This window comes from Bacillus sp. PK3-067 (assembly GCF_056738645.1).
Genome location: NZ_CP096490.1, coordinates 1,972,950 through 1,993,220, shown reverse-complemented (window position 1 = coordinate 1,993,220; position 20,271 = coordinate 1,972,950). Strand labels below are relative to the sequence as shown.

Sequence of the window (20,271 nt, the reverse complement as noted above, 5' to 3'; positions counted from 1 at the left end):
TTCAGATGCTATTTCAGCATCTTTTTTTATTGAATAACAGTTTTCTTCGACTTTTATTATCTTTCATCACGCAAAAAAAGTGCAGAATTCTTTCTAACACAAGATTTCTGCACTTTTTTATTATACTTATTTATTCTTCCTTATTTCTCTACATAAACCGACTTAACAATCGTACGATTATATGATTTTCCTTCTTTATTCATCCCTTTTATATCCATCGTAACGTTATATACTCCCGGTTGTTTTATATCTTTCAAAGCACCTGTAAATGTATTCGTATTAACATTTTGTAATTCATTAAATTCAGAGACTAACTTACCTTCTTTATTAACGACTCTTACTGTTATGGAAAGATCCCCTTTCATTTCAGGTGCTACAGGTGATTTTTTCAGTTTATACTCAGGTTTATTTACTTTAACTTTTGTAGGCATTTGAAGAACAAATGGCGCGCCATCCTTGTAATCGCTTACAACTAAATATGCATCTTTCGACTGCTTCGCCATCATTTTGATTTTCCATTCGCCTACTTCCAATTTATCAAACTTAAATGTTCTAATTGTCGCCCCATTAAAAAAAGATTCGCCTTCACTAGTAGTTATAGCGCTATCTTTATTTGCATAGATTTTTCCTTTTGGAGATACCATTTGTACTTCAACATCAGAAGAAGCAGTTAGTACAGAAACTATTCCTTCAGCCTTTTTATCAACAGAAATACTTTGCTCTATCCACTGATTTTGTGGTAATTCGCCTCCTAAAATATTTTGATTTGAAGTTGTATTTAATTGTTCTAGATTTTCATTTGAACTAGTGCTAGATGCTACTAAAGCTGGTAATCCCACATTTGTCGTACGTAAATATGGTTCAATTCGTGCAAAAACAGCTGATCCTTTTCTTATATTGTCATGATCAAATCTGGAATCTGTAAATAAATGTGTACCGTACGATAGCTTGGCACTCCATTCATTTACTAGTCCATCATTTGAACCGTACGATGATAAATATAACCCACCCATAGATAATGCAGAAAATGTTGGCCCCCAGCTAGTTCCAGTAGCCGTATAGTAACGGTTTAATTTAGCTGCTGGGTTGTTATCTATTATTGAACGAAACTTTGCCATTTCACCTATTTGTAACGAGTACGTACCATCATCTTTTTGACCTAATATAGAAGCAAGCCACCCTGCCCACCAACTATATGACAAATCTGCTAAATTTGAGCCGTGATGCGGTGTAGCAAGTGTAATAACATTTCCAACAAATCGATTCGCACCATATTCAACTAATGCGGCTTGTGTATCAATACCACCTTTACTATGCGCTACAATATTAACTTTTTTACCGAAATGATTATATATTTCTTCCAGTTTTTGTGCTAACAATTTTCCGTTATCCCACTGACTAGCCGAACCTTTCCCCGCAGCATCATACAATTGTATAAACACTGTTTGATAGCCTGCTTTTAAAGCATAATCATACATATCATTTATATCATGATATACTGTCTTTCCATACCAACTATCAGCATTACCATTTCTTCCTTGTACAAAGAGAATTGGCGGTTTATTCTCATCATAATTAGCAGGTTTTTGGCCTAAAAACCATTCTCCAGGTGTGAATACTTCTGTATCAGGAAACCCCTTTCCAAGCTCTTTTACAACTTCTGCCTGTACATTTGTGCTAATCGTTGGAGCCATGATAAAAAATACAATTAGTAAGGCCACACATCTTCTCATCAGTCGCATATTACTCCCCCTATTTTTTTGAAAGAAGGTGTTCTTTATAATATTTTATATTTTCCCTTCCTTAATAATAGCTAATCTTTTATTTTAAAAAGATGTTAGCCCTATTTTTAGAAGGTTACTAGTTGTATACCCTCTTTCTTAACTCTCGTTATTCTCTTTGTTTCTACCTCTTCCTTTTGATAGAATACGACAAAAAAGTTTCTCAATAATTGTTAACTTAGCTACATCCAGATATTTTTTAAATCAATATTGTTTATATAAAGCATACAAATCTTGAAAAAATTTTAGTAAAAAAACATTTTATTACTAGTTAGTTATTTAAAAATATAATAAAGATCTGTACTTTCTTTTCATTAAATACAAACTAATTTTAAAGGAGCTTATATTATAAGACTTTCCTACGATTAAAAATTAAACTGAAATTTCAGAAAAAACAATCACATTTCCAGAAACATATATTATGATAATTTCCGCGCACTTGAATTAACTTTTTAGAAGTACTAACCTATCGGTGAGCAGAAGAAAATTCTGTAAAAAGAAAGGAGAATACTTTATGATGACCAATTTACAAAAGGAGTTTTTTAAACGCTTAAAAATTCCTGCAAAAGAAATAACATTTGATGATTTAGATGAAATTCTCTTAAAAATGGGAATGATTCTCCCCTATGAAAATCTTGATATTATGGCTGGTACTATTAAAAATATCTCAAAAGATAACTTAATAGAAAAGTTACTTATTCAAAAACGAGGTGGACTTTGTTATGAATTAAACTCCTTATTGTATTATTTTTTAATTGATTGTGGGTTTCAAGTATACAAAGTAGCCGGTACTGTTTATGATCTGTACGATAATAAATGGAAACCCGATGATGGTCATGTCATTATCATATTAAGTCATGAGGGTAAAGATTATGTTGTGGATGCAGGTTTTGCATCTCATCTCCCTTTACATCCAGTCCCTTTTAACGGAGAAGTCATCTCCTCTCAAACAGGAGAATATCGAATTCGTAAGCGAAATACTCGAAAAGGTACTCATATTTTAGAAATGAGAAAAGGAGCTAACGGAGAATCTACAAGTTTCTTACAATCTGAACCTTCAAATGAATGGAAAATAGGCTATGCTTTCACTGTAGATCCAATAGATGAGAAAAAAGTGAATAACATTCAAAAAGTGATTGTAGAGCATAAAGAATCTCCTTTTAATAAAGGGGCTATCACTTGTAAATTAACTACTTATGGTCACATATCATTAACAAATAAAAATTATACAGAAACCTTTAAAGGCACTAAAAATAAACGACCAATAGAATCTAAAGATTATGCTCGCATTCTTCTTGAATCTTTTGGAATAACGCAAGAGAAATATGTAGGAAAAACACTAGAAAGAGGTTAGTTGACTACAAGTACTTCATAATAAAGCAGATCCTATATTTAGAATCTGCTTTATTTTATATTTTGTTATAAATTAATTTAATTTTGTTGTTACCCTTTAATTTTCAATTATATATTCATCATCATATTTATCGTATTGTAACCCTTTCCCTATCTTTGATTCTGTAACTTGATCTCTTAAAAACGGTGCAGCATCCATTTTGCTAGTTGCAATTTCAATTCCATATTTTTTCGTTAAATAAGCTAACTCTAGTAAAAACCACTCTCTTCGCAATGTAACTGGAATATCAAATGTTTTTCTTTTCATATATAATAGCACCTCTTTTATTTTCATAACTTAAAAACATCACTGGATGTACTTATTAAAACTACCTTTCACCGCTAACATCCAATGAAACATTATAGTATATGCATGTCCATTTCAAACGTGCTATCACAAATATGATATTTAAGTTTACATAATTATATTATGTAATAGTAGAAAAGGAAGGCATGTCCCTTCCCCTTCTACTATAGAGATTTAAATTAAGAACATCTTGGTACACCTAAAGCTAAAAATAAACCTGCTACTCCCGCAGTAATCGGTACTTTTAACGTAATAACATCGTCTACCTTCGTTACTAAAAAGTAAGCATTACCTTCTTGTAATATACAAGTTACCAACAATTGAAATTCCATTCAAATCTCCTCCTTTCAATCGATATACTATAATTTATGAAATCTCTTTCAAAACGTAATAGGATATATATCTATTTTTCCCTATATATAAAATAAATGTTTATAAGTCTAGTAAAAATATTAACTTTCTAAATTTATATAAAACGTGTAATATCCAATAAGTTCCTATATAATCAATAAGAAGAATCTTACAAATGGAGGTATGAAAATGACGATTTTAAGTAATATTGGTGCAGCTTTATTTTTTATTGCTTTTATTCTTTTAATCTTATGTATTATTTCATTCTTTAAGAAAAATGGAAAAGCAAAACAATATGGACGTCCTACCGTTATTCTTTTTATGATTTCTATTATATTAATAACGGCCGGTACAACAAAATCGGAACACCCCGTCGTCGAGTTTTTTTCTACTTTAAGTTTCATTCTATTTATATTCTTCCTTGTTCTAGCAATCTTATCTGTTATTAAGAAAACAGGTGTAGCGAAAAAACAATTTATTATTACAGCCGTATTATTTGTCATTTTTGTTGCGCTATCAGGTATTTCAGATCCTTCTTCTGAAAAAACGACAGCAACTAGTACAAAAGTTGCTTCTAACAATGAAGAACAGAAAGATAGCGAAAAGAAAAAAGAGGCGGACGAAAAAACTCAAAAGCAAGAAGATGAGAAGCGTCTAGCCGATGAACAAGCTCGTAAGCAAGAGGATGAAAAACGTCAGGCTGATGAACAAGCCCGTAAACAACAAGAAGAGCAAAAACGTCTAGCCGATGAACAAGCTCGTAAACAACAAGAAGAGCAAAAACGCCTAGCTGATGAGCAAGCTCGTAAGCAACAAGAAGAGCAAAAACGCCTAGCTGATGAGCAAGCTCGTAAGCAACAAGAAGAGCAAAAACGTCAGGCTGATGAACAAGCTCGTAAGCAACAAGAAGAGCAAAAAGCACAGCAAGCTCAAACACAACCTGCTTCAGGAAATACTAGTAGTGCATATTACAAAAATTGTGCCGCAGTTAGAGCTGCCGGGAAAGCTCCTCTATATAAAGGACAACCAGGTTATGACTCACATCTTGATCGTGATGGCGATGGAGTTGCATGTGAAAAATAGTAGTAAAAAAGAAGCTTCTAGTAAGCTTCTTTTTTATTATCAGAAACTATTATGACGAATTCCCTCTCCCTCTTCCTTTTATAAAACTCATTTGATTATCCTTAAAATTGACACATTATAAGTGATTTCAATCACCACATTGTTTTTCATTTATTGCTATTCTTAATTTAGATATTACATTCAAACTTTATGGAGGCATTCATATGGAACATACATTTACTGAAACTTCTATTGTCGGTGAGATTGTTACACAATTTCCAAAAGCTAGTAATCTTTTTAAATCATATAGAATAGACTTTTGTTGTGGTGGTAATAAACCACTTATTGATGCAATTCATGAAAGAAATTTATCAGCAACAGAAGTACTTACAGAATTAAATACGCTTTATCATAATACGAAACGATTAAATGAATCTGAAATTGATTGGAAAAATGCTTCTTATCGTGAATTGATTGATTATGTTATAAATAAGCATCATCGCTATTTAAATGAAGAATTACCACAGTTAAGTCCGTATGTGACGAAAGTATTACGCGTCCACGGAGCAAGTCAGCCTCACTTAGCTCAAATTCATAAGCTATTTCACGAATTAAAGATGGAATTAGAACAGCATTTAATTAAAGAAGAAACAGAAGATTTCCCATTAATTTTAGAATTTGAACAAAATCCAATTGACGAAAACTATGTGAAATTACGTAAAATAGTAGATGAGTTGGAAAATGAACATAACCACGCAGGCAACATTATTAAAGAACTTCGTAAAGTTACAAATGACTTTACTCCTCCAGAAGGAGCTTGCGGTACTTATCGACTTGTTTACCAACGTCTTGAAGCGCTAGAGTCTGATTTATTTGAGCACATTCATTTAGAAAATAATATTTTATTTCCACGTGCCATTACGAGAGCATAAATAAAGAGCAGGACATGAGTATACATACTTATGTCCTGCTCTTTCATTTGGTAAAGACTATACACATCCCTCTCGAATAAATCCGAATTTTAACAATTTGTGAATCATTATAAAAATGTGATAAACATCACATCTCTTCCTTTTTTGATTTTCTATAATAAAAACATAATCCTTTGTTCAACATTTCACAGAAAAAGGGGAAACGAAAATGAAAAAACGTTTAGTTATGATCGGAAATGGTATGGCTGGCATACGCTGTATGGAAGAAATATTAAAACATGATAGTGATTCATATGAGATTACTATTTTTGGAGATGAACCTCATCCAAACTACAACCGTATTATGCTCTCTCATGTTTTACAAGGCAAAACAAATATGCAAGATATCATTATGAATGAATACAGTTGGTATGAAGAAAACGAAATAACTTTGTATACAAATGAAAAAGTTCAAAGTATTAACCGAGAAGAAAAAATTATTATTACAGAAAAGAATCGTACTCTTACATATGACAAACTCATTATCGCAACAGGTTCTAGTGCTTTTATTTTGCCTGTAGAAGGTTCCACTCTCCCTGGTGTAACAGGATTTCGAACAATTGAAGATACACAATTTATGATTGATACCGCTAATGAAAAGAAAAAGGCTGTTGTCATTGGTGGTGGGTTACTTGGTTTAGAAGCCGCAAGAGGTCTTATTGACTTAGGGATGGACGTACATGTTGTTCATTTAATGCCAAACTTAATGGAGCAACAACTAGATACGAAAGCAGCTTCTCTTCTGCGCGAAGATTTAGAAGCGCAAGGCATGAAATTTCTAATGGAAAAGAAAACTGTAAAAATTCTTGGTACAGACCATGTTGAGGGCATTCAATTTGAAGATGGTGAAGTTGTAGATTGTGATTTAATCGTAATGGCTGTCGGAATACGCCCAAATACGCAAATAGCAAAAGATGCCGGTTTAATTGTAAATCGCGGTATTGTAGTCAATGACTATATGCTAACAAATGATGAGTCCATTTATGCAGTTGGAGAATGTGCAGAGCATGACGGTATCGCATATGGACTTGTTGCTCCTCTTTATGAACAAGGTGCGATACTAGCAAAACATATAACAAATTTACAAACTGATGGATATTCGGGCAGTATCGTCGGTACGCAATTAAAAGTTGCAGGTTGTGATTTATTCTCTGCTGGTCAAATTTATGAAGATGATCAAACGAAAGCAATATCAATCTTTGATGAATGTAAACGTTCCTATAAAAAAGTATTAATTCGTGATAATAAAGTCGTCGGTATCGTTTTATATGGTGACACAGCTGACGGTACACGTCTCTTTAGCATGTTAAAGAAGGAAGAAGATATACAAGAATATACACCAGCTTCCCTTCTTCACAAAGCTGGTGAAGAAAGTGAATTTGACGTTGCTACAATGAGTGCGGATGACACGATTTGTGGATGTAATGGTGTTACGAAAGGTTCAATCGTTCACGCCATTTTAGAACAAGAGTTAACGACTTTTGAAGAAGTTAAAGGCTGTACGAAAGCCGCAGGTTCTTGTGGTAAATGTCGTCCACTTGTGGAACAAGTTTTATCTCATACACTTGGAGATGCTTTTGATGCCTCAGCGCAATCTGCCGGTATGTGTGGATGTACACCTTTATCCCGTGATGAAGTCGTAGCAGCCATTCACGAGAAAGGCTTAAAATCTCCAAAAGAAGTACGAAATGTTCTTGGTTTTGCACATGAAGACGGCTGTTCGAAATGCCGCCCTGCTTTAAACTACTATTTACGTATGGCGATTCCAGAAGAATATGAAGATGATAAATCGTCCCGTTTCGTTAATGAAAGAATGAATGGTAACATCCAGCACGATGGTACATTCTCTGTTATTCCACGTATGTACGGAGGCGTTACAACAGCTGATGATTTAATGAAAATTGCTGAAGTTGCGAAGAAGTATGATGTTCCACTTGTGAAAATTACCGGTGCAAGCCGAATTGGCTTATACGGTGTCAAGAAACAAGATTTACCTAACGTATGGGCTGACTTACATATGACTTCGGGGTATGCATATTCAAAATCGCTTCGTAATGTAAAATCATGTGTTGGTTCTCGCTTCTGCCGTTTCGGTACGAAAGATTCATTAGGACTTGGTATGCTCCTTGAACAATCATTAGAAATGGTAGATACACCTCATAAAATGAAGATGGGTGTAACGGGCTGTCCGCGTAACTGTGCGGAAGTACTGACGAAAGATTTTGGCGTTGTTTGTGTCGAAAATGGATACCAACTTTATATTGGCGGAAATGGTGGTACAGAAGTACGTGAAGCTGATTTTGTAATGATTGTCCCTACTGAAGATGATGTCCTTCGCATCGCTGCAGCTTACATGCAATATTATCGTGAAACTGGTATTTACGGAGAGCGTACCGCCTACTGGACAGAACGTTTAGGCTTCGATCACATAAAAGAAATACTACAAGATGCAAGTATGGTTACTACGTTAAATGAACGTTTCCAAACAGCTCGTAGAACATATACGGAAGCATGGGGACAAGCACTAGAAACGAAATCATTAAAAGCGATGTATGAAGTAGAAACTGTGAAATAAGGAGCTGTGATCTAAATGATACACACGAAAGAAAAAATAAAAGTTATGCGTGCGGAAGATCTTGCTATTCAAATCGGTAAAGAAGTGCAAATGAAAGGTATGTCTATCGCCCTATTCCGCCTTTCAAATGGCGATATTCGAGCTGTAGAAAATCGTTGTCCTCATAAAAACGGACCGTTAGCAGAAGGGATTGTGTCTGGAGAATTCGTCTTTTGTCCACTGCATGATTGGAAAATCTCACTACTAACAGGTGAAGTTCAAAAACCTGATGACGGCTGTATTCAAACATACGAAGTAGAAGTTATTGACGGTGACATTTATTTATACATGTAATTTTCGAAAGGAAGCCTCCTCTGGCTTCCTTTTAAATAAAAATTGATGAGGTGCAATTATGAACGGATATGTATATTTAGTTGGTGCAGGACCAGGTGATGAAGGGCTTATTACAAAAAAAGCGATAGAGTGTTTAAAACGTGCAGATATTGTTTTATATGACCGTTTACTAAACCCTTTCTTTCTTAGCTATACAAAACAAACATGTGAACTTATGTATTGCGGAAAAATGCCAAAGAATCATATTATGCGGCAAGAAATAATTAACGCACACCTTCTTCAATTTGCGAAAGAGGGCAAAATTGTTGTCCGATTAAAAGGCGGAGATCCATCTATTTTTGGCCGTGTTGGTGAAGAAGCAGAAACTTTAGCAGCAGCAAATATTCCATATGAAATTGTACCAGGCATTACATCTAGCATCGCCGCTAGTAGCTATGCAGGTATTCCCCTCACCCACCGTGACTACAGTAATAGTGTCACTTTATTAACCGGACATGCAAAAGGTCCCTTAACCGATCATGGAAAATATAATTCATCTCACAATAGCGACACGATTGCCTACTACATGGGTATAAAAAACTTACCTACAATTTGTGAAAACTTACTACAAGCAGGAAAAAAAGAAGATACGCCAGTAGCAGTCATTGAATGGGGTACAACTGGTAAACAGCGCGTTGTCACAGGGACACTGTCTACCATTGTTTCTATTGTCAAAAACGAAAATATTTCTAATCCTTCTATGACAATTGTTGGTGATGTTGTTACTTTGCGGAATCAAATCTCTTGGAAAGAACGTAAACCATTGCACGGCAAGAAAGTTTTATTTGCAGCTGCAACAAATAAAAAAAGCGCAATAAAGCAAAAGTTACAAGAGTCCGGTGCAGAAACATATCAAATTCCAACTTTCAAAAAGAAAGAATACACAGTAACCTCTGAACAAATCAATAAGATTTTTAACGTTGATCGTCTTGTATTTTGTTCCGCTGACAGTGTAGACATCTTAATGCAATCATGCAGTAAATATCATAAAGATATTCGTTCCTTACAGGCAGAACTTCAGTATATGAACCTTTCTATTCAAGAAAAGCTCATGCAATATGGATTGTTCAGTAAACCTGCGCAATTTTCTTCGAATTCAACGATTTATTTAGGACGAAACATTAACCGAATTGCTGTTATTCAAGAAAAAATTGGTGCTGGTTCCTATATGATGACTCATGAGTACACAATTGATCATCGCTTCGATGAAATTCATTCACGTATTCTTTCTGAATTCTCATGGGATAGCATTGTATTTGAAGGTCGTGCTTCTATTGATACGTTTCTAGCAGAAATAAAACGCCTTGGCTTTATCAATATTCTTACTCTCCCATTCTCGTATACCGACGTTCCAACTTTACACTATGCAAATAAAGTTGGGTTTCATAACGTAGATCATCAATTACAAGAAACTCTTATGAAGAAAGACATGGTGAGACAATGAAAGGAATTGTATATGTTGGACATGGAAGCCGGCTACAAGAAGGTAATGAACAATTCATTCAATTTATTCAATCTGTTATGAAAGAGCGAAACGAAAGAATTCAAAAAATAGCTTTTCTAGAACTAACGACACCTACTATTTCGGATGCAGTTACAGAAACGATAATAGAGGGAGTAACTGAAATAATGATTGTACCTGTTTTATTATTTGCAGCAGCTCACTATAAACGTGATATTCCTTTGGAGATAGCGAAAATGAAAAATCAATATCCACATATCTCATTTTCAGTTGTACAACCTTTTAGTACGCATCCGCATATGGTTGAACTTGTAGTGAAAAGAATACGTGAAACTATGCCAATGCAAGGTAGTAGTGTTTTACTCGTAGGGAGAGGTAGTAGTGATTTTCAGCCGATACATGAGTTACAACAAATCGGAGCAGCTGTCGAACAAAAACTCAGTCTACCAGTATCATGCTCCTTTTTAACGAAAGGAACGCCCTCTTTTACTGCTGAGCTAAAGACTATAACATCAACTGCATCCCATGTATATGTCATGCCCTACCTTCTCTTTACCGGATTATTGCTTCAAAAAATTAAGTTGTATACAAAAAAATACGATCACGTGACGACTTGTAATTGCCTACAGTTTGATACATATATGAAATTAACATTGTTAGAACGAATGGAGGAATGCATATATGTATAACATGTACCCCCTTATGTTTAATCTGCAAAATAAAGTGGTCGTTATCATTGGTGGAGGTAAAATTGCATATCGAAAAGCGTCTGGATTAAAAGATACAGGCGCTTTCGTCACCGTTATTAGCCCCGAGATTTGCGAGGAAATGAAAGAACTTCCTTATATTACTTGGAAGCAAAAAACTTTTAGTAATGATGATATTAAAGATGCTCATCTAATTTATGCAGCTACAAATCAACATGCTGTAAATATGATGGTCAAACAGGCCGCTCATGATTTCCAGTGGGTTAACGTTGTAAGTGATGGTACAGCATCATCGTTTCACACACCTGGCGTTATACGAAATGATGAATATGTTGTCACTATTTCGACTTCAGGTAAGGACCCATCGTTTACGAAGCGTATGAAACAGGAATTAACTTCTGTCCTTCCTAAACTTATAAAAAGACTTTCTCGTACTCATAAAATGTAATCTATCACTTAGCTAAAATAGGAATTAACTGTGAACAAACGTTTTTTAGAGGCGTTTGTTCTTTTTGCTTTAGTTTCGTTTTTTAGGATCAGACAAACAATTGGACAAGAATCTGTGAAGAAAAATAACGGCAACAATTACGGACAAAAAAGCAGTTGCTTGAGAGCAACTGCTTCAATACAGGTTTTATATTGGATATTCATTCAACCAAATTAGCGCTTGTTCATAATCATCAAAAAATCTCACAGATTCTTTCGTATTAGATTGTTGTAAATAATCCATTATCTCCCCCTCTTCAAGGAGAAATGCAATTGCCTTACTGTTATTCAAAATGATTTCATTGAAGAACTTCTCTTTCCATACTTTTTGAACAGAAAAATGATTTGGCGTGTATCCTTTTCTATCCACCAACAATTTGTATTTCCGCCCTTCAGAAATGAATTGCTGACAAACCTGCTCAAAACCATTAAACCATTCATACACATCATCTGTTTTTATATTGCCAACTAGATGGGTAACAATTATATCTCCTGAAACTGTTGTGCTGATATTCTGTTTACTCAACTTGGAATCCCCCTTAGTTACAATTTTGCGGAAAAACCGCATAAAATCAATAAAGAAAAATTTCTTACTTGACACTCCCACCCCACCGCTATCAAACTAAGCTCATGTAACGTCAATTATAAGCGAAATTGTGTCTAAGCTACTTGATTATCAGACATGGTACAATTGTAAACGATACCCAATATATCATAGACTGTTTTCTTCTCATATCTATGGGATTTCCGCCATCATTTACCGCCTCAAATCTATTCGTTTTAACACGTATATTCAAAACAAAATATATGACAAATAAATAACGACAGTTACTGTAATAATGCTGAAAAGTGTTGAAAATAAAACGATTTGTGCATGTAATTCAGGCTCTATTTGATATTCCATAGCAATGGTTGATGTATTTCTTGAAGTAGGAAAAGAACTTGCAATAAATAATGATTGTGCAACAATACCATCGATGTTTAGTATGTATATTACGGCAAGTGCTAATAATGGTCCCATCAGTAACCTTCCAATTAAAGCCCATGTTATGACTCGATGGAAAAAATTAAGCTTAATGTTGGATAATTGTGCCCCTAGCAATATGAGTGCTATTGCAACAAAACCATTCGCAAGCTGATTAAGAGGAATAAAGATAGAATTAGGTATTTGAATTGTAAAAGATTGAAAGAAAACCCCTAATACGAGTGCATGAAATACAGGCAGTCTTAGAAATGATTGAATAATACCTCCGATTGTTTTTGTTGCTGATAGTAAGTTATATATCCCATATGAATAAGTTAAAAGATTCTGGAAAATAACAATAAAAATTTGAATGGAAACCCCCACTGGATTGTGACTGAAAATCAATTGACTTACTGGTAACCCATAATTACCGGAATTCATTAACGAAATGCTATTTTTTAGAGCTGCACTTTCTCCTTTTTCTAACTTTAATATTTTTGAAATGAAATGACTTACTATAATCAGACTCAGACTATAAAGCATTAAATAGTATATTATCTGGAGCAACAAACCTGTTTCTATACGAATATCATATATATTCACAAATACAGCCGCTGGCATTAAGCAATAAGTAATAAGTGTAGATAGCTGCTTTAAGTTAAATTGGAACTTTCTTTGTAAGATTGCACCAATTAGCATCAATATTAATATCGGTAATATTACGTCTAATATAATAAATACAAACATTTAAAACCTCATTCTAAATATATTTTAGTTGGATTAAACGCTTTACTAAATGTGGACACATTTCATTCATCGGAAAACACCCTTAGTTCTCAATAATCAGAAAACTGAAATCGATAATATGAAAATGCTCATCAAAAATTCTTATTTCATTTCCCTCCCCTCTCTTTTCTTTAACATATCAAATATAACTCATAAAGAAAATTATGGATTATTTATACAAATTCATAATTTTATCTTATTGAACTAAACTGTATTCTTTAGTGTAGTACTTTTTTCACAATATCCGTTAGCCTTACCAAAAAATTTGGCCCTAAAAAAATCTGATACTGCAGTTACTATGCGAAGAATACTTACATCAATCCCATACTTGTCGCTTAAACCACCTAACACACCTGATACTTGTTTATCTTGAGTGGACTTATATTTTTTTCATCTAAACATCCCGATTCAATTAAATATTTGCATTCTAAAAATGAGTTCGATCTTTAGAATAGATTTAAGATTTCCTTCACTAATCTACCCTTTAAATGAATAACTTTTGACTTCTATATTTTAAAATAAAATTCCATAAGCCTTCTGTTTTTCATTTTAAAAACACATTCTTATAGAAAACAAGCGTTTATTGAGATATCAATAAAAACATGTTGAAGCCTATTACTAAAAGAACCATCCCAATATACTTTGGGATGGTTCTTTTTCCTTATTAATGATTCTTTAACATCACTAACAATTTCTCTTGGCTATACATCCATACTGTAATGATTAAACAAGCAAGTGCGACTTCTGATAGCGCCATAAATCCAATTGCATAATGACCTGTTAATTGGAATAGTAATGTTAAAATTAGCGGTGGGAAGAATCCTCCTAGTCCACCTAAAGCTGATACGAGACCATTTACAATACCAGCTTGTTCTGAGAAATACATTGGAACGAGTTTGAAGATTGTACCATTACCAATCCCTGCACAAAATGCTACTAGTAAGCAACCAAATGTATACACGTTCATACTTGGCATAAACGATAAAATAATACCTGAAAGTGTTAAACCGATAAATACGAAGATTAATATTTTAAATGGATTAAACTTATCACCGAACCAACCACCAATCGGGCGCATAATTGTTGCGAGTACGATGAATCCGGCTGTCCGCATACCTGCATCTACTTTCTCTAATCCGAAGTGAGATACTAGAAAGTTTGGTAAGTATACTGTAAATGCGACAAATGATCCGAATGTTAAAAAGTAAAAGATACATAAAAACCAAAGTTTCTCATTTTTATATACACCTTTTATTTGTTCCATTAGTGGTGTATTCACTTTTTTCTCCTTACGATCACCTAATAAAAAGTTCATAAGTGCAAACGCTGCAAGTAAAACTAAATAACATTGTACTGTCGTTCTCCAGCCAACTGAAGTTGCAATGACAGGTGCTAAAAACGAAGTAATTGCTGTTCCGGCGTTACCGACACCGTAAATACCATTTACAAAACCGTGACTCTCTTTCGGAAAGTATTTTGGTAAAGAAGTTACTCCTACAGAGAATACAGCACCACCGATTCCTACAAATAATCCACCAATAATTAAATCCATCATAGAATTGGCAACACTAATATAAAAAACAGGAAATAATAATAGAATAAAACTAATAAAGAATAATTTTCTTGCTCCGAAACGATTCGTCCAATAACCAATTGGAATACGAAGAATAGAGCCTAAAATAACAGGTACTGCTGTGACCATAGAAATTTGTCCCGCAGTTAATGGAATATCCGCTTTAATATAAGGCATTAATGATGATAAAATGACCCATACCATAAAACCGATAATTAGATTAGAAGTTTGTAAACTTAATTGAAAATTAGGACTTTTCATTCTGTTCCCTCCTATGTATGCATAGTTATATTCATTCTCTCCAGCCTAATCACGTCCTAACATGATTAGGCTGAAAAGAATCAACCACCACTTACTGGCGGAATCATTGCTACGATATCGCCAGTTTGAATGATGTCATTCTCATTTGCATACTCTTCATTTATCGCGACCATAATCTCGTTTGAAATTGCTATGTTGTATTTCTTAATGAGTACTTCCTTCAGCTTCGCAACTGTAATATTTTCACAATCTATGTGCAATGACGACTTACTTACTTCTTCCTGTAAATGTGCAAATAATAGCACTTCAATCATATTCTCATCTCCTTTCTAGGCTCACCATTTGCATATGTTACCCTCTCTAACTGATCACCTATCCATGACTCACCATCTTCCCAAAACTCTTTCTTCCAAATTGGAACAATTTGTTTAATACGCTCCATAATATATTCGTTCGCCTCATAGGCAGCTTTCCGGTGTGGTGTAGAAACAGCAACGACAACAGCAAGATCAGAAATTTGTAATGTACCAATGCGATGTGTAATAGCGACATATATCCCCGGCCAATTCTCTCCTACTTCAGTGCCAATTCTCTCAAGCTGTTTCTCCGCCATTGTCTTATAAGCTACATACTCTAAACAAAGTGTACGTCGACCTTTCGTAAATTCTCTAACAGTACCAATAAAAGTAGTAACCGCACCACACTCACGACGAATTACTTTGTTTGTAACTTCTTCAATTGAAATAGGTGTATCAATTACTTCATAATACGTATGTGTCATTTTGCACCTCTTATCTTTATATAAGTTAGCAACCTATTTTTCTATTACTTGTATGATCGAAGCGGCTCTTCCCACGGCCACTCACTTCCGTTGTTTGATTCTAATAACAGTACCGAAACAGTAATTCCAGCTTTAAATCCTCTCGTTCCCCCTGGCAAAACGATAAATGCATTCGCTTCTGCAAGTGAAGAAATTGCGCTAGATTTATCTAAACCAACTGGTGTAACTTGTAATTGCCCATCTACAATTTCCACTCTCCCTCTTACAAAACGAGTAAATGGGTTTGCTTTCGGAAAGTCTTTTTGTAAAATTGCCTCTGCACGATATATGTGCGAATCTTCCCTATGCAAGTATTTTCCAATCACTGGTCTAACATATAATTCACAACCGACATAACAAGCAGAAGGATTACCAGATAGACCAAATAGTAATTTTCCTTCTACCTCAGCTACAGTTGTCACACTTCCTGGTCGCATCGCTATTTTGTCAAAAAGTACATTAGCTCGTAATCTCTCATAGATGGCAGGTAAATAGTCATAGTCTCCTACTGAAACACCACCAGTTGTAATTAATATATCAACTTCTTTTATCGCCTTTTTTACAGTGTTATAACACGTCTCGAAATCGTCAGCGAATTGCCCATAATACTGTACAATCCCCCCTGCTCGTTCAATTTGAGCAGCTATCATATAGGAGTTACTATTTCGAATCTTCCCTGGCTTTAATTTTTCATGTACTTCAAGCAGTTCGCTACCCGTCGTTACAATTCCAATCACTGGTTGTTTTATAACATATACCGTACTATAACCAAACGTAGCAAGAAGTGCTGCTACTCCAGGATTAATAACAGTCCCTTCTTTCACAAGGATAGTATTTTGTTTTACATCTTCACCTTTAAAAGAAATGTTATCACCGGCTGTGAAACAGCGTTTTAATGTCATATAAGTCTTTTCGTTTTTTTCAAATCCTTCCGTTAGTTCTAACATAACAACCGCATTACACCCTCTCGGAATTGCGGCTCCTGTCATAATACGGACAGCTTGAAATGCTTTCACTTCTTCTGTAAAAACAACCCCTGCTCCAATTTCACCAATTACTTCAAACTGAATAGGGTTACTACTACTTGCTTCTTTCGTATCTTCTGATCGAATCGCAAACCCGTCGTACGGAGAGCGATCAAAATGCGGGACATCATGATCTGCAATAACATCTTCTCCAAGCGTTCTTCCGTAACTTTCTATAAGAGAAACCTCTTCTGTTTCACCTTGATGAGCATATTTCATTACTCGTGCAACTGCTTCTGCCACTGGAATCGGTATACGTTTTGCTAACATTCTTTTTCACCTCGTTTTAATAAGGGGGAAACTCTCTCTGTTCATCCTATATATTTTGCGTACAATCGTTTTGCTATTTTCACATCACTTGTCCCATGAATAAATGCCCTACCGTCTGTAAATAAAACGAAACGATATTCATCAATTAGAAATGCTAGTAAGTACGGCGTTTTTTGGACATGTACAATTTTTTGTAATCTTTTTTTGATTTCGTTTAAATTTAGAACTCTCTTTATTCCTGGACGGATTTGGACTGTATTCCGTCCGCATAATACTTCCGTTTTCATCTGCGCTTCAAATGTTAAACTTGGATACGTACGTGTATTTCCGCAAGATGGACATGTACTTTTTTTCTGTTTATTTACTTTTAATGAGAGAAATTGATTGTTCCAAATATCAAATGATAACATTGTTCCTCGTAGCGTCTCGAAATCATCCACCAATATTTTCATTGCTTCTGTCACTTGGTGAGCAACAACCATCTGTACAGCTGGCTGAATAATTCCCGCTGTATCACATGTTGCACCGCCCATCGGATGATCCATTAAGCAGCGAAAACATGGTGTTTTTCCTGGAAGACTTGTATACGTTACACCGTAACTTCCAACGCATCCACCGTATATCCAAGGTATATTTTCTTTTTGTGAAATATCATTTATAAGTAGGCGCGTATCGAAGTTGTCAGTGGCATCTATAATGAGATCCACTTCTTTTGTTAACTCTTCTATTTCTTGCATTGTGACATCCATTACAACTGATACAATTTCCACTTCAGAATTAATCTTTCTTACATGTTCTGCCGCTGCAATTGCTTTTGGTTTGCATTGTTTTGCATCTTCTTCTGTATATAACTGTTGCCGTTGTAAATTACTCCATTCGACATAGTCACGATCGGCAATTGTCAATTTCCCAATTCCCATCCTAGCGAGTGCTTCTGCATTCGCAGCCCCTAGTGCACCCGCACCGATTAGGAGCACATGCTTTTCTCTTATTTTTCTTTGTCCCATTTCACCAATTCCAGAAAACAACACTTGTCTTGAATAACGCTCTTGCATAAGAAATCCTCCTTTCACTATCCACCAATGTAAGACATTTCAACTTTTGGACGTTTACTTGCACTCTCAACCGTTCTTTCATCTGAATATCGATCTGTTCTATATCGCCATGTATGTTGTAAAATTTTTAATAGTGAGGCATCAGAAATATTTTCTCGAAGAAGCGTTCGCAAATCCGTTCCTTTTTCTCCAAATAGGCACGTAAAAAACTTACCATCTGCCGAAATACGTGCTCTCGTACAAGAAGAACAAAATGACTCAGAAACAGAAGTAATAAATCCCACTTCTGCATTACTCCCTACATATCGATACAATTTCGCAACCTCTCCAAAGTAACGAGGCTGAGCGGGCTCAATTGGATATACACGATTAATTTTCTCTATTAATTGTTCCTTCGTAACGACTTGCTCAAAGTTCCATCCGTTCGTACTGCCTACATCCATAAACTCAATGAAACGTAACTGTATTTCTTGTTCTTTAAAATAACGAACCATAGGAAGAATTTGACTATCATTCATCCCTTTTTTTACGACCATATTTACCTTTACTTCTAATCCAGCTTCCTTCGCTGCTTCAATTCCTTTCAGTACAGGTTTCGTACTTACATTTCTTCCATTAATTTTTTGGAAGACATGATCCTCTATTGCATCTAAACTAATATTCACACGCTTTAATCCTGCTTCTTTTAGCGCCTTAGCTTGTTTTGCTAAATGAATTCCGTTTGTTGTGAGTCCAATATCTTGTAAGCCTTCTAGATTTGTAAGTCTTGCAATTAACGTCGATAAGTCTTTACGCAATAAAGGTTCACCGCCAGTAAGCCTAATTTTATTAACTCCCATACTTATAAATAATCTCGCTAACCTTTCTATTTCATCGAACGTTAATAAAAGCTCTTCCTTTAAAAAAGCGTAATCAGGTCCGAACACTTCAGCAGGCATACAGTATGTACACCTAAAATTACAACGATCAATAACTGAAATACGTAAATCTTGAAGTGGCCGCTTTAAAGAATCTTTTATGTTCTCGTGCATCTCTATCCCTTCTTTTCTGCTACAATCCTTAGTAAGCTTTCATTTTTTTATTTGCCTTCATTATAAAAAAGAAGCTACATATTCAATGTGACTTTTCTCACATTACTTTCCCCATTCAAAAATTTTTCACAAATCCGTTCGAATTTTGTTCACATCTTTAATCTCATCTACTTTGTCTATTGAATTTTTCAAACTAAAAACTGAAAATCTCTTCCGCTTACGGTCATTGAAATTTCAATTTATTTTTAAAATAGCTCTTGCATTTTCATCATATTTACACTCAAAATAGGAAATGTATTGCTTATAAGAAGAAAGGTGATCACTGTGGCAAACAGTATGACATTATCTCAAGATTTAAAAGAATTACTTGCATCTGTTGAATATAAAATGCAAATTAAAAAAGGTAGTTTTATTTTTCAAGAAGGTATGGAGGCAACAGAGCTCTATATCATCCACTCAGGAAAAGTACAAATTAGTAAACTAAGTGCTGACGGACAAGAATTAACACTTCGAATTTGTTCAGAATATGACATTATTGGAGAATTAACATTGTTCACGGACAATGCGACATACTTATTAAATTCAAAATGTCTTGAGGATGTGGAAGTAGGCGTTATAAAGCGTGAAGCATTAGAAAAAGCATTACTCCAAAAACCTGCACTCGTATTTGAATTTATGAAATGGATTAGTGAACATTTAAGAAGAATGCAAACGAAGTTCCGAGATTTAGTATTACACGGCAAAAAAGGTGCCCTGTATTCTACCCTTATACGAATGACAAATAGTTACGGTATATTAAAAGAAAATGGGATTCTCATCGATTTACCATTAACAAATCAAGAACTTGCTAATTTCTGTGCAACTTCACGTGAAAGTGTAAATCGAATGTTAAATGAATTAAAAAAGCAAGGTACAATTTCAATTCATAAAGGAAAGATTACAATCCACGATTTACAATTTTTAAAATGTGAAATTGCTTGTGAAGATTGCTCTGCTTCTGTTTGTAGCATTGATTAGCAT

The 20,271-nt window shown here is 34.7% G+C and carries 20 protein-coding genes and 1 pseudogene; 9 read left to right on the top strand and 12 right to left on the bottom strand.

Annotation, left to right across the window (positions count from 1 at the left end):
• Nucleotides 1-140: 140 nt before the first annotated feature.
• Entirely contained in the window at nt 141-1,742 is a 1,602-nt protein-coding gene (locus tag M1D73_RS10365) for an esterase/lipase family protein (protein ID WP_001238704.1), read from the bottom strand.
• Nucleotides 1,743-2,295: 553 nt separating this feature from the next.
• Here M1D73_RS10365 and M1D73_RS10360 point away from each other — a divergent pair.
• A complete protein-coding gene (locus tag M1D73_RS10360) occupies nt 2,296-3,135 on the top strand; it encodes an arylamine N-acetyltransferase family protein (protein ID WP_033695466.1) in 840 nt (279 codons plus the stop codon).
• A gap of 96 nt (nt 3,136-3,231) precedes the next feature.
• Here M1D73_RS10360 and M1D73_RS10355 read toward each other — a convergent pair whose 3' ends face one another.
• Nucleotides 3,232-3,441, bottom strand: a complete 210-nt coding sequence (locus M1D73_RS10355; protein WP_000824197.1) for a hypothetical protein — start codon at nt 3,439-3,441, stop codon at nt 3,232-3,234.
• Nucleotides 3,442-3,659: 218 nt separating this feature from the next.
• Nucleotides 3,660-3,812 carry an exosporium protein ExsG gene (exsG, locus tag M1D73_RS10350; protein ID WP_000395679.1) on the bottom strand — a complete coding sequence of 51 codons (153 nt, stop codon included), beginning with the start codon at nt 3,810-3,812 and terminating at the stop codon, nt 3,660-3,662.
• 208 nt (nt 3,813-4,020) lie between these two features.
• Between exsG and M1D73_RS10345 the strand changes: the two genes are divergently transcribed.
• From M1D73_RS10345 to M1D73_RS10315, 7 genes are all read left to right on the top strand, one after another.
• Nucleotides 4,021-4,914: an excalibur calcium-binding domain-containing protein gene (locus tag M1D73_RS10345; protein ID WP_000154137.1), complete on the top strand. Its 894-nt coding sequence runs from the start codon at nt 4,021-4,023 to the stop codon at nt 4,912-4,914.
• Between the two features lie 203 nt (nt 4,915-5,117).
• Nucleotides 5,118-5,825, top strand: coding sequence for an iron-sulfur cluster repair di-iron protein (gene ric / locus M1D73_RS10340; RefSeq protein WP_000401371.1), 708 nt, complete (start codon nt 5,118-5,120; stop codon nt 5,823-5,825).
• Between the two features lie 208 nt (nt 5,826-6,033).
• Nucleotides 6,034-8,439: an NADPH-nitrite reductase large subunit gene (gene nirB, locus M1D73_RS10335; RefSeq protein ID WP_000746941.1), complete on the top strand. Its 2,406-nt coding sequence runs from the start codon at nt 6,034-6,036 to the stop codon at nt 8,437-8,439.
• Between the two features lie 15 nt (nt 8,440-8,454).
• Nucleotides 8,455-8,772, top strand: coding sequence for a nitrite reductase small subunit NirD (gene nirD, locus M1D73_RS10330; RefSeq protein ID WP_000581982.1), 318 nt, complete (start codon nt 8,455-8,457; stop codon nt 8,770-8,772).
• A 58-nt stretch (nt 8,773-8,830) separates the two neighbouring features.
• Nucleotides 8,831-10,255, top strand: coding sequence for a uroporphyrin-III C-methyltransferase (locus M1D73_RS10325; RefSeq protein WP_121868335.1), 1,425 nt, complete (start codon nt 8,831-8,833; stop codon nt 10,253-10,255).
• A complete protein-coding gene (locus M1D73_RS10320) occupies nt 10,252-10,962 on the top strand; it encodes a sirohydrochlorin chelatase (RefSeq protein ID WP_000676478.1) in 711 nt (236 codons plus the stop codon). The genes M1D73_RS10325 and M1D73_RS10320 overlap by 4 nt, the downstream gene beginning before the upstream one ends.
• Entirely contained in the window at nt 10,955-11,428 is a 474-nt protein-coding gene (locus M1D73_RS10315; protein ID WP_000282590.1) for a precorrin-2 dehydrogenase, read from the top strand. Before M1D73_RS10320 ends, M1D73_RS10315 begins: the two co-directional genes overlap by 8 nt.
• A 186-nt stretch (nt 11,429-11,614) precedes the next feature.
• On the opposite strand, the gene M1D73_RS10310 is transcribed toward M1D73_RS10315, so the two are convergent.
• The 9 genes and pseudogenes from M1D73_RS10310 to moaA all read right to left on the bottom strand — a co-directional run bounded on the left by M1D73_RS10310 (nt 11,615) and on the right by moaA (nt 19,251).
• A complete protein-coding gene (locus tag M1D73_RS10310) occupies nt 11,615-12,034 on the bottom strand; it encodes an STAS/SEC14 domain-containing protein (protein WP_073339619.1) in 420 nt (139 codons plus the stop codon).
• 225 nt (nt 12,035-12,259) lie between these two features.
• The gene (locus M1D73_RS10305; protein ID WP_000497498.1) at nt 12,260-13,177 is read right to left on the bottom strand and encodes an AEC family transporter; all 918 of its coding nucleotides are present in this window, start codon (nt 13,175-13,177) and stop codon (nt 12,260-12,262) included.
• Nucleotides 13,178-13,477: 300 nt separating this feature from the next.
• Nucleotides 13,478-13,567 (bottom strand): annotated as a pseudogene (locus M1D73_RS10300) (hypothetical protein); the annotation flags it as partial.
• A 313-nt stretch (nt 13,568-13,880) separates the two neighbouring features.
• Nucleotides 13,881-15,050 (bottom strand): nitrate transporter NarK, encoded by a 1,170-nt coding sequence (gene narK, locus M1D73_RS10295; protein WP_098212425.1) that lies wholly within the window; start codon nt 15,048-15,050, stop codon nt 13,881-13,883.
• 80 nt (nt 15,051-15,130) lie between these two features.
• A complete protein-coding gene (gene moaD / locus M1D73_RS10290; RefSeq protein WP_000573688.1) occupies nt 15,131-15,364 on the bottom strand; it encodes a molybdopterin converting factor subunit 1 in 234 nt (77 codons plus the stop codon).
• Entirely contained in the window at nt 15,361-15,831 is a 471-nt protein-coding gene (moaE, locus tag M1D73_RS10285; protein ID WP_000149962.1) for a molybdopterin synthase catalytic subunit MoaE, read from the bottom strand. The genes moaD and moaE overlap by 4 nt, the downstream gene beginning before the upstream one ends.
• 44 nt (nt 15,832-15,875) lie before the next feature.
• A complete protein-coding gene (locus M1D73_RS10280) occupies nt 15,876-17,165 on the bottom strand; it encodes a molybdopterin molybdotransferase MoeA (RefSeq protein ID WP_000880215.1) in 1,290 nt (429 codons plus the stop codon).
• Nucleotides 17,166-17,206: 41 nt separating this feature from the next.
• On the bottom strand, nt 17,207-18,220 hold the full coding sequence (locus M1D73_RS10275) for a molybdopterin-synthase adenylyltransferase MoeB (protein ID WP_098212424.1): 1,014 nt from the start codon (nt 18,218-18,220) through the stop codon (nt 17,207-17,209).
• 17 nt (nt 18,221-18,237) lie between these two features.
• Entirely contained in the window at nt 18,238-19,251 is a 1,014-nt protein-coding gene (gene moaA, locus M1D73_RS10270) for a GTP 3',8-cyclase MoaA (protein WP_000545004.1), read from the bottom strand.
• 324 nt (nt 19,252-19,575) lie between these two features.
• Here moaA and M1D73_RS10265 point away from each other — a divergent pair, with 324 nt between their 5' ends.
• Nucleotides 19,576-20,268 carry a Crp/Fnr family transcriptional regulator gene (locus M1D73_RS10265; protein WP_121868336.1) on the top strand — a complete coding sequence of 231 codons (693 nt, stop codon included), beginning with the start codon at nt 19,576-19,578 and terminating at the stop codon, nt 20,266-20,268.
• Nucleotides 20,269-20,271 lie beyond the last annotated feature (3 nt).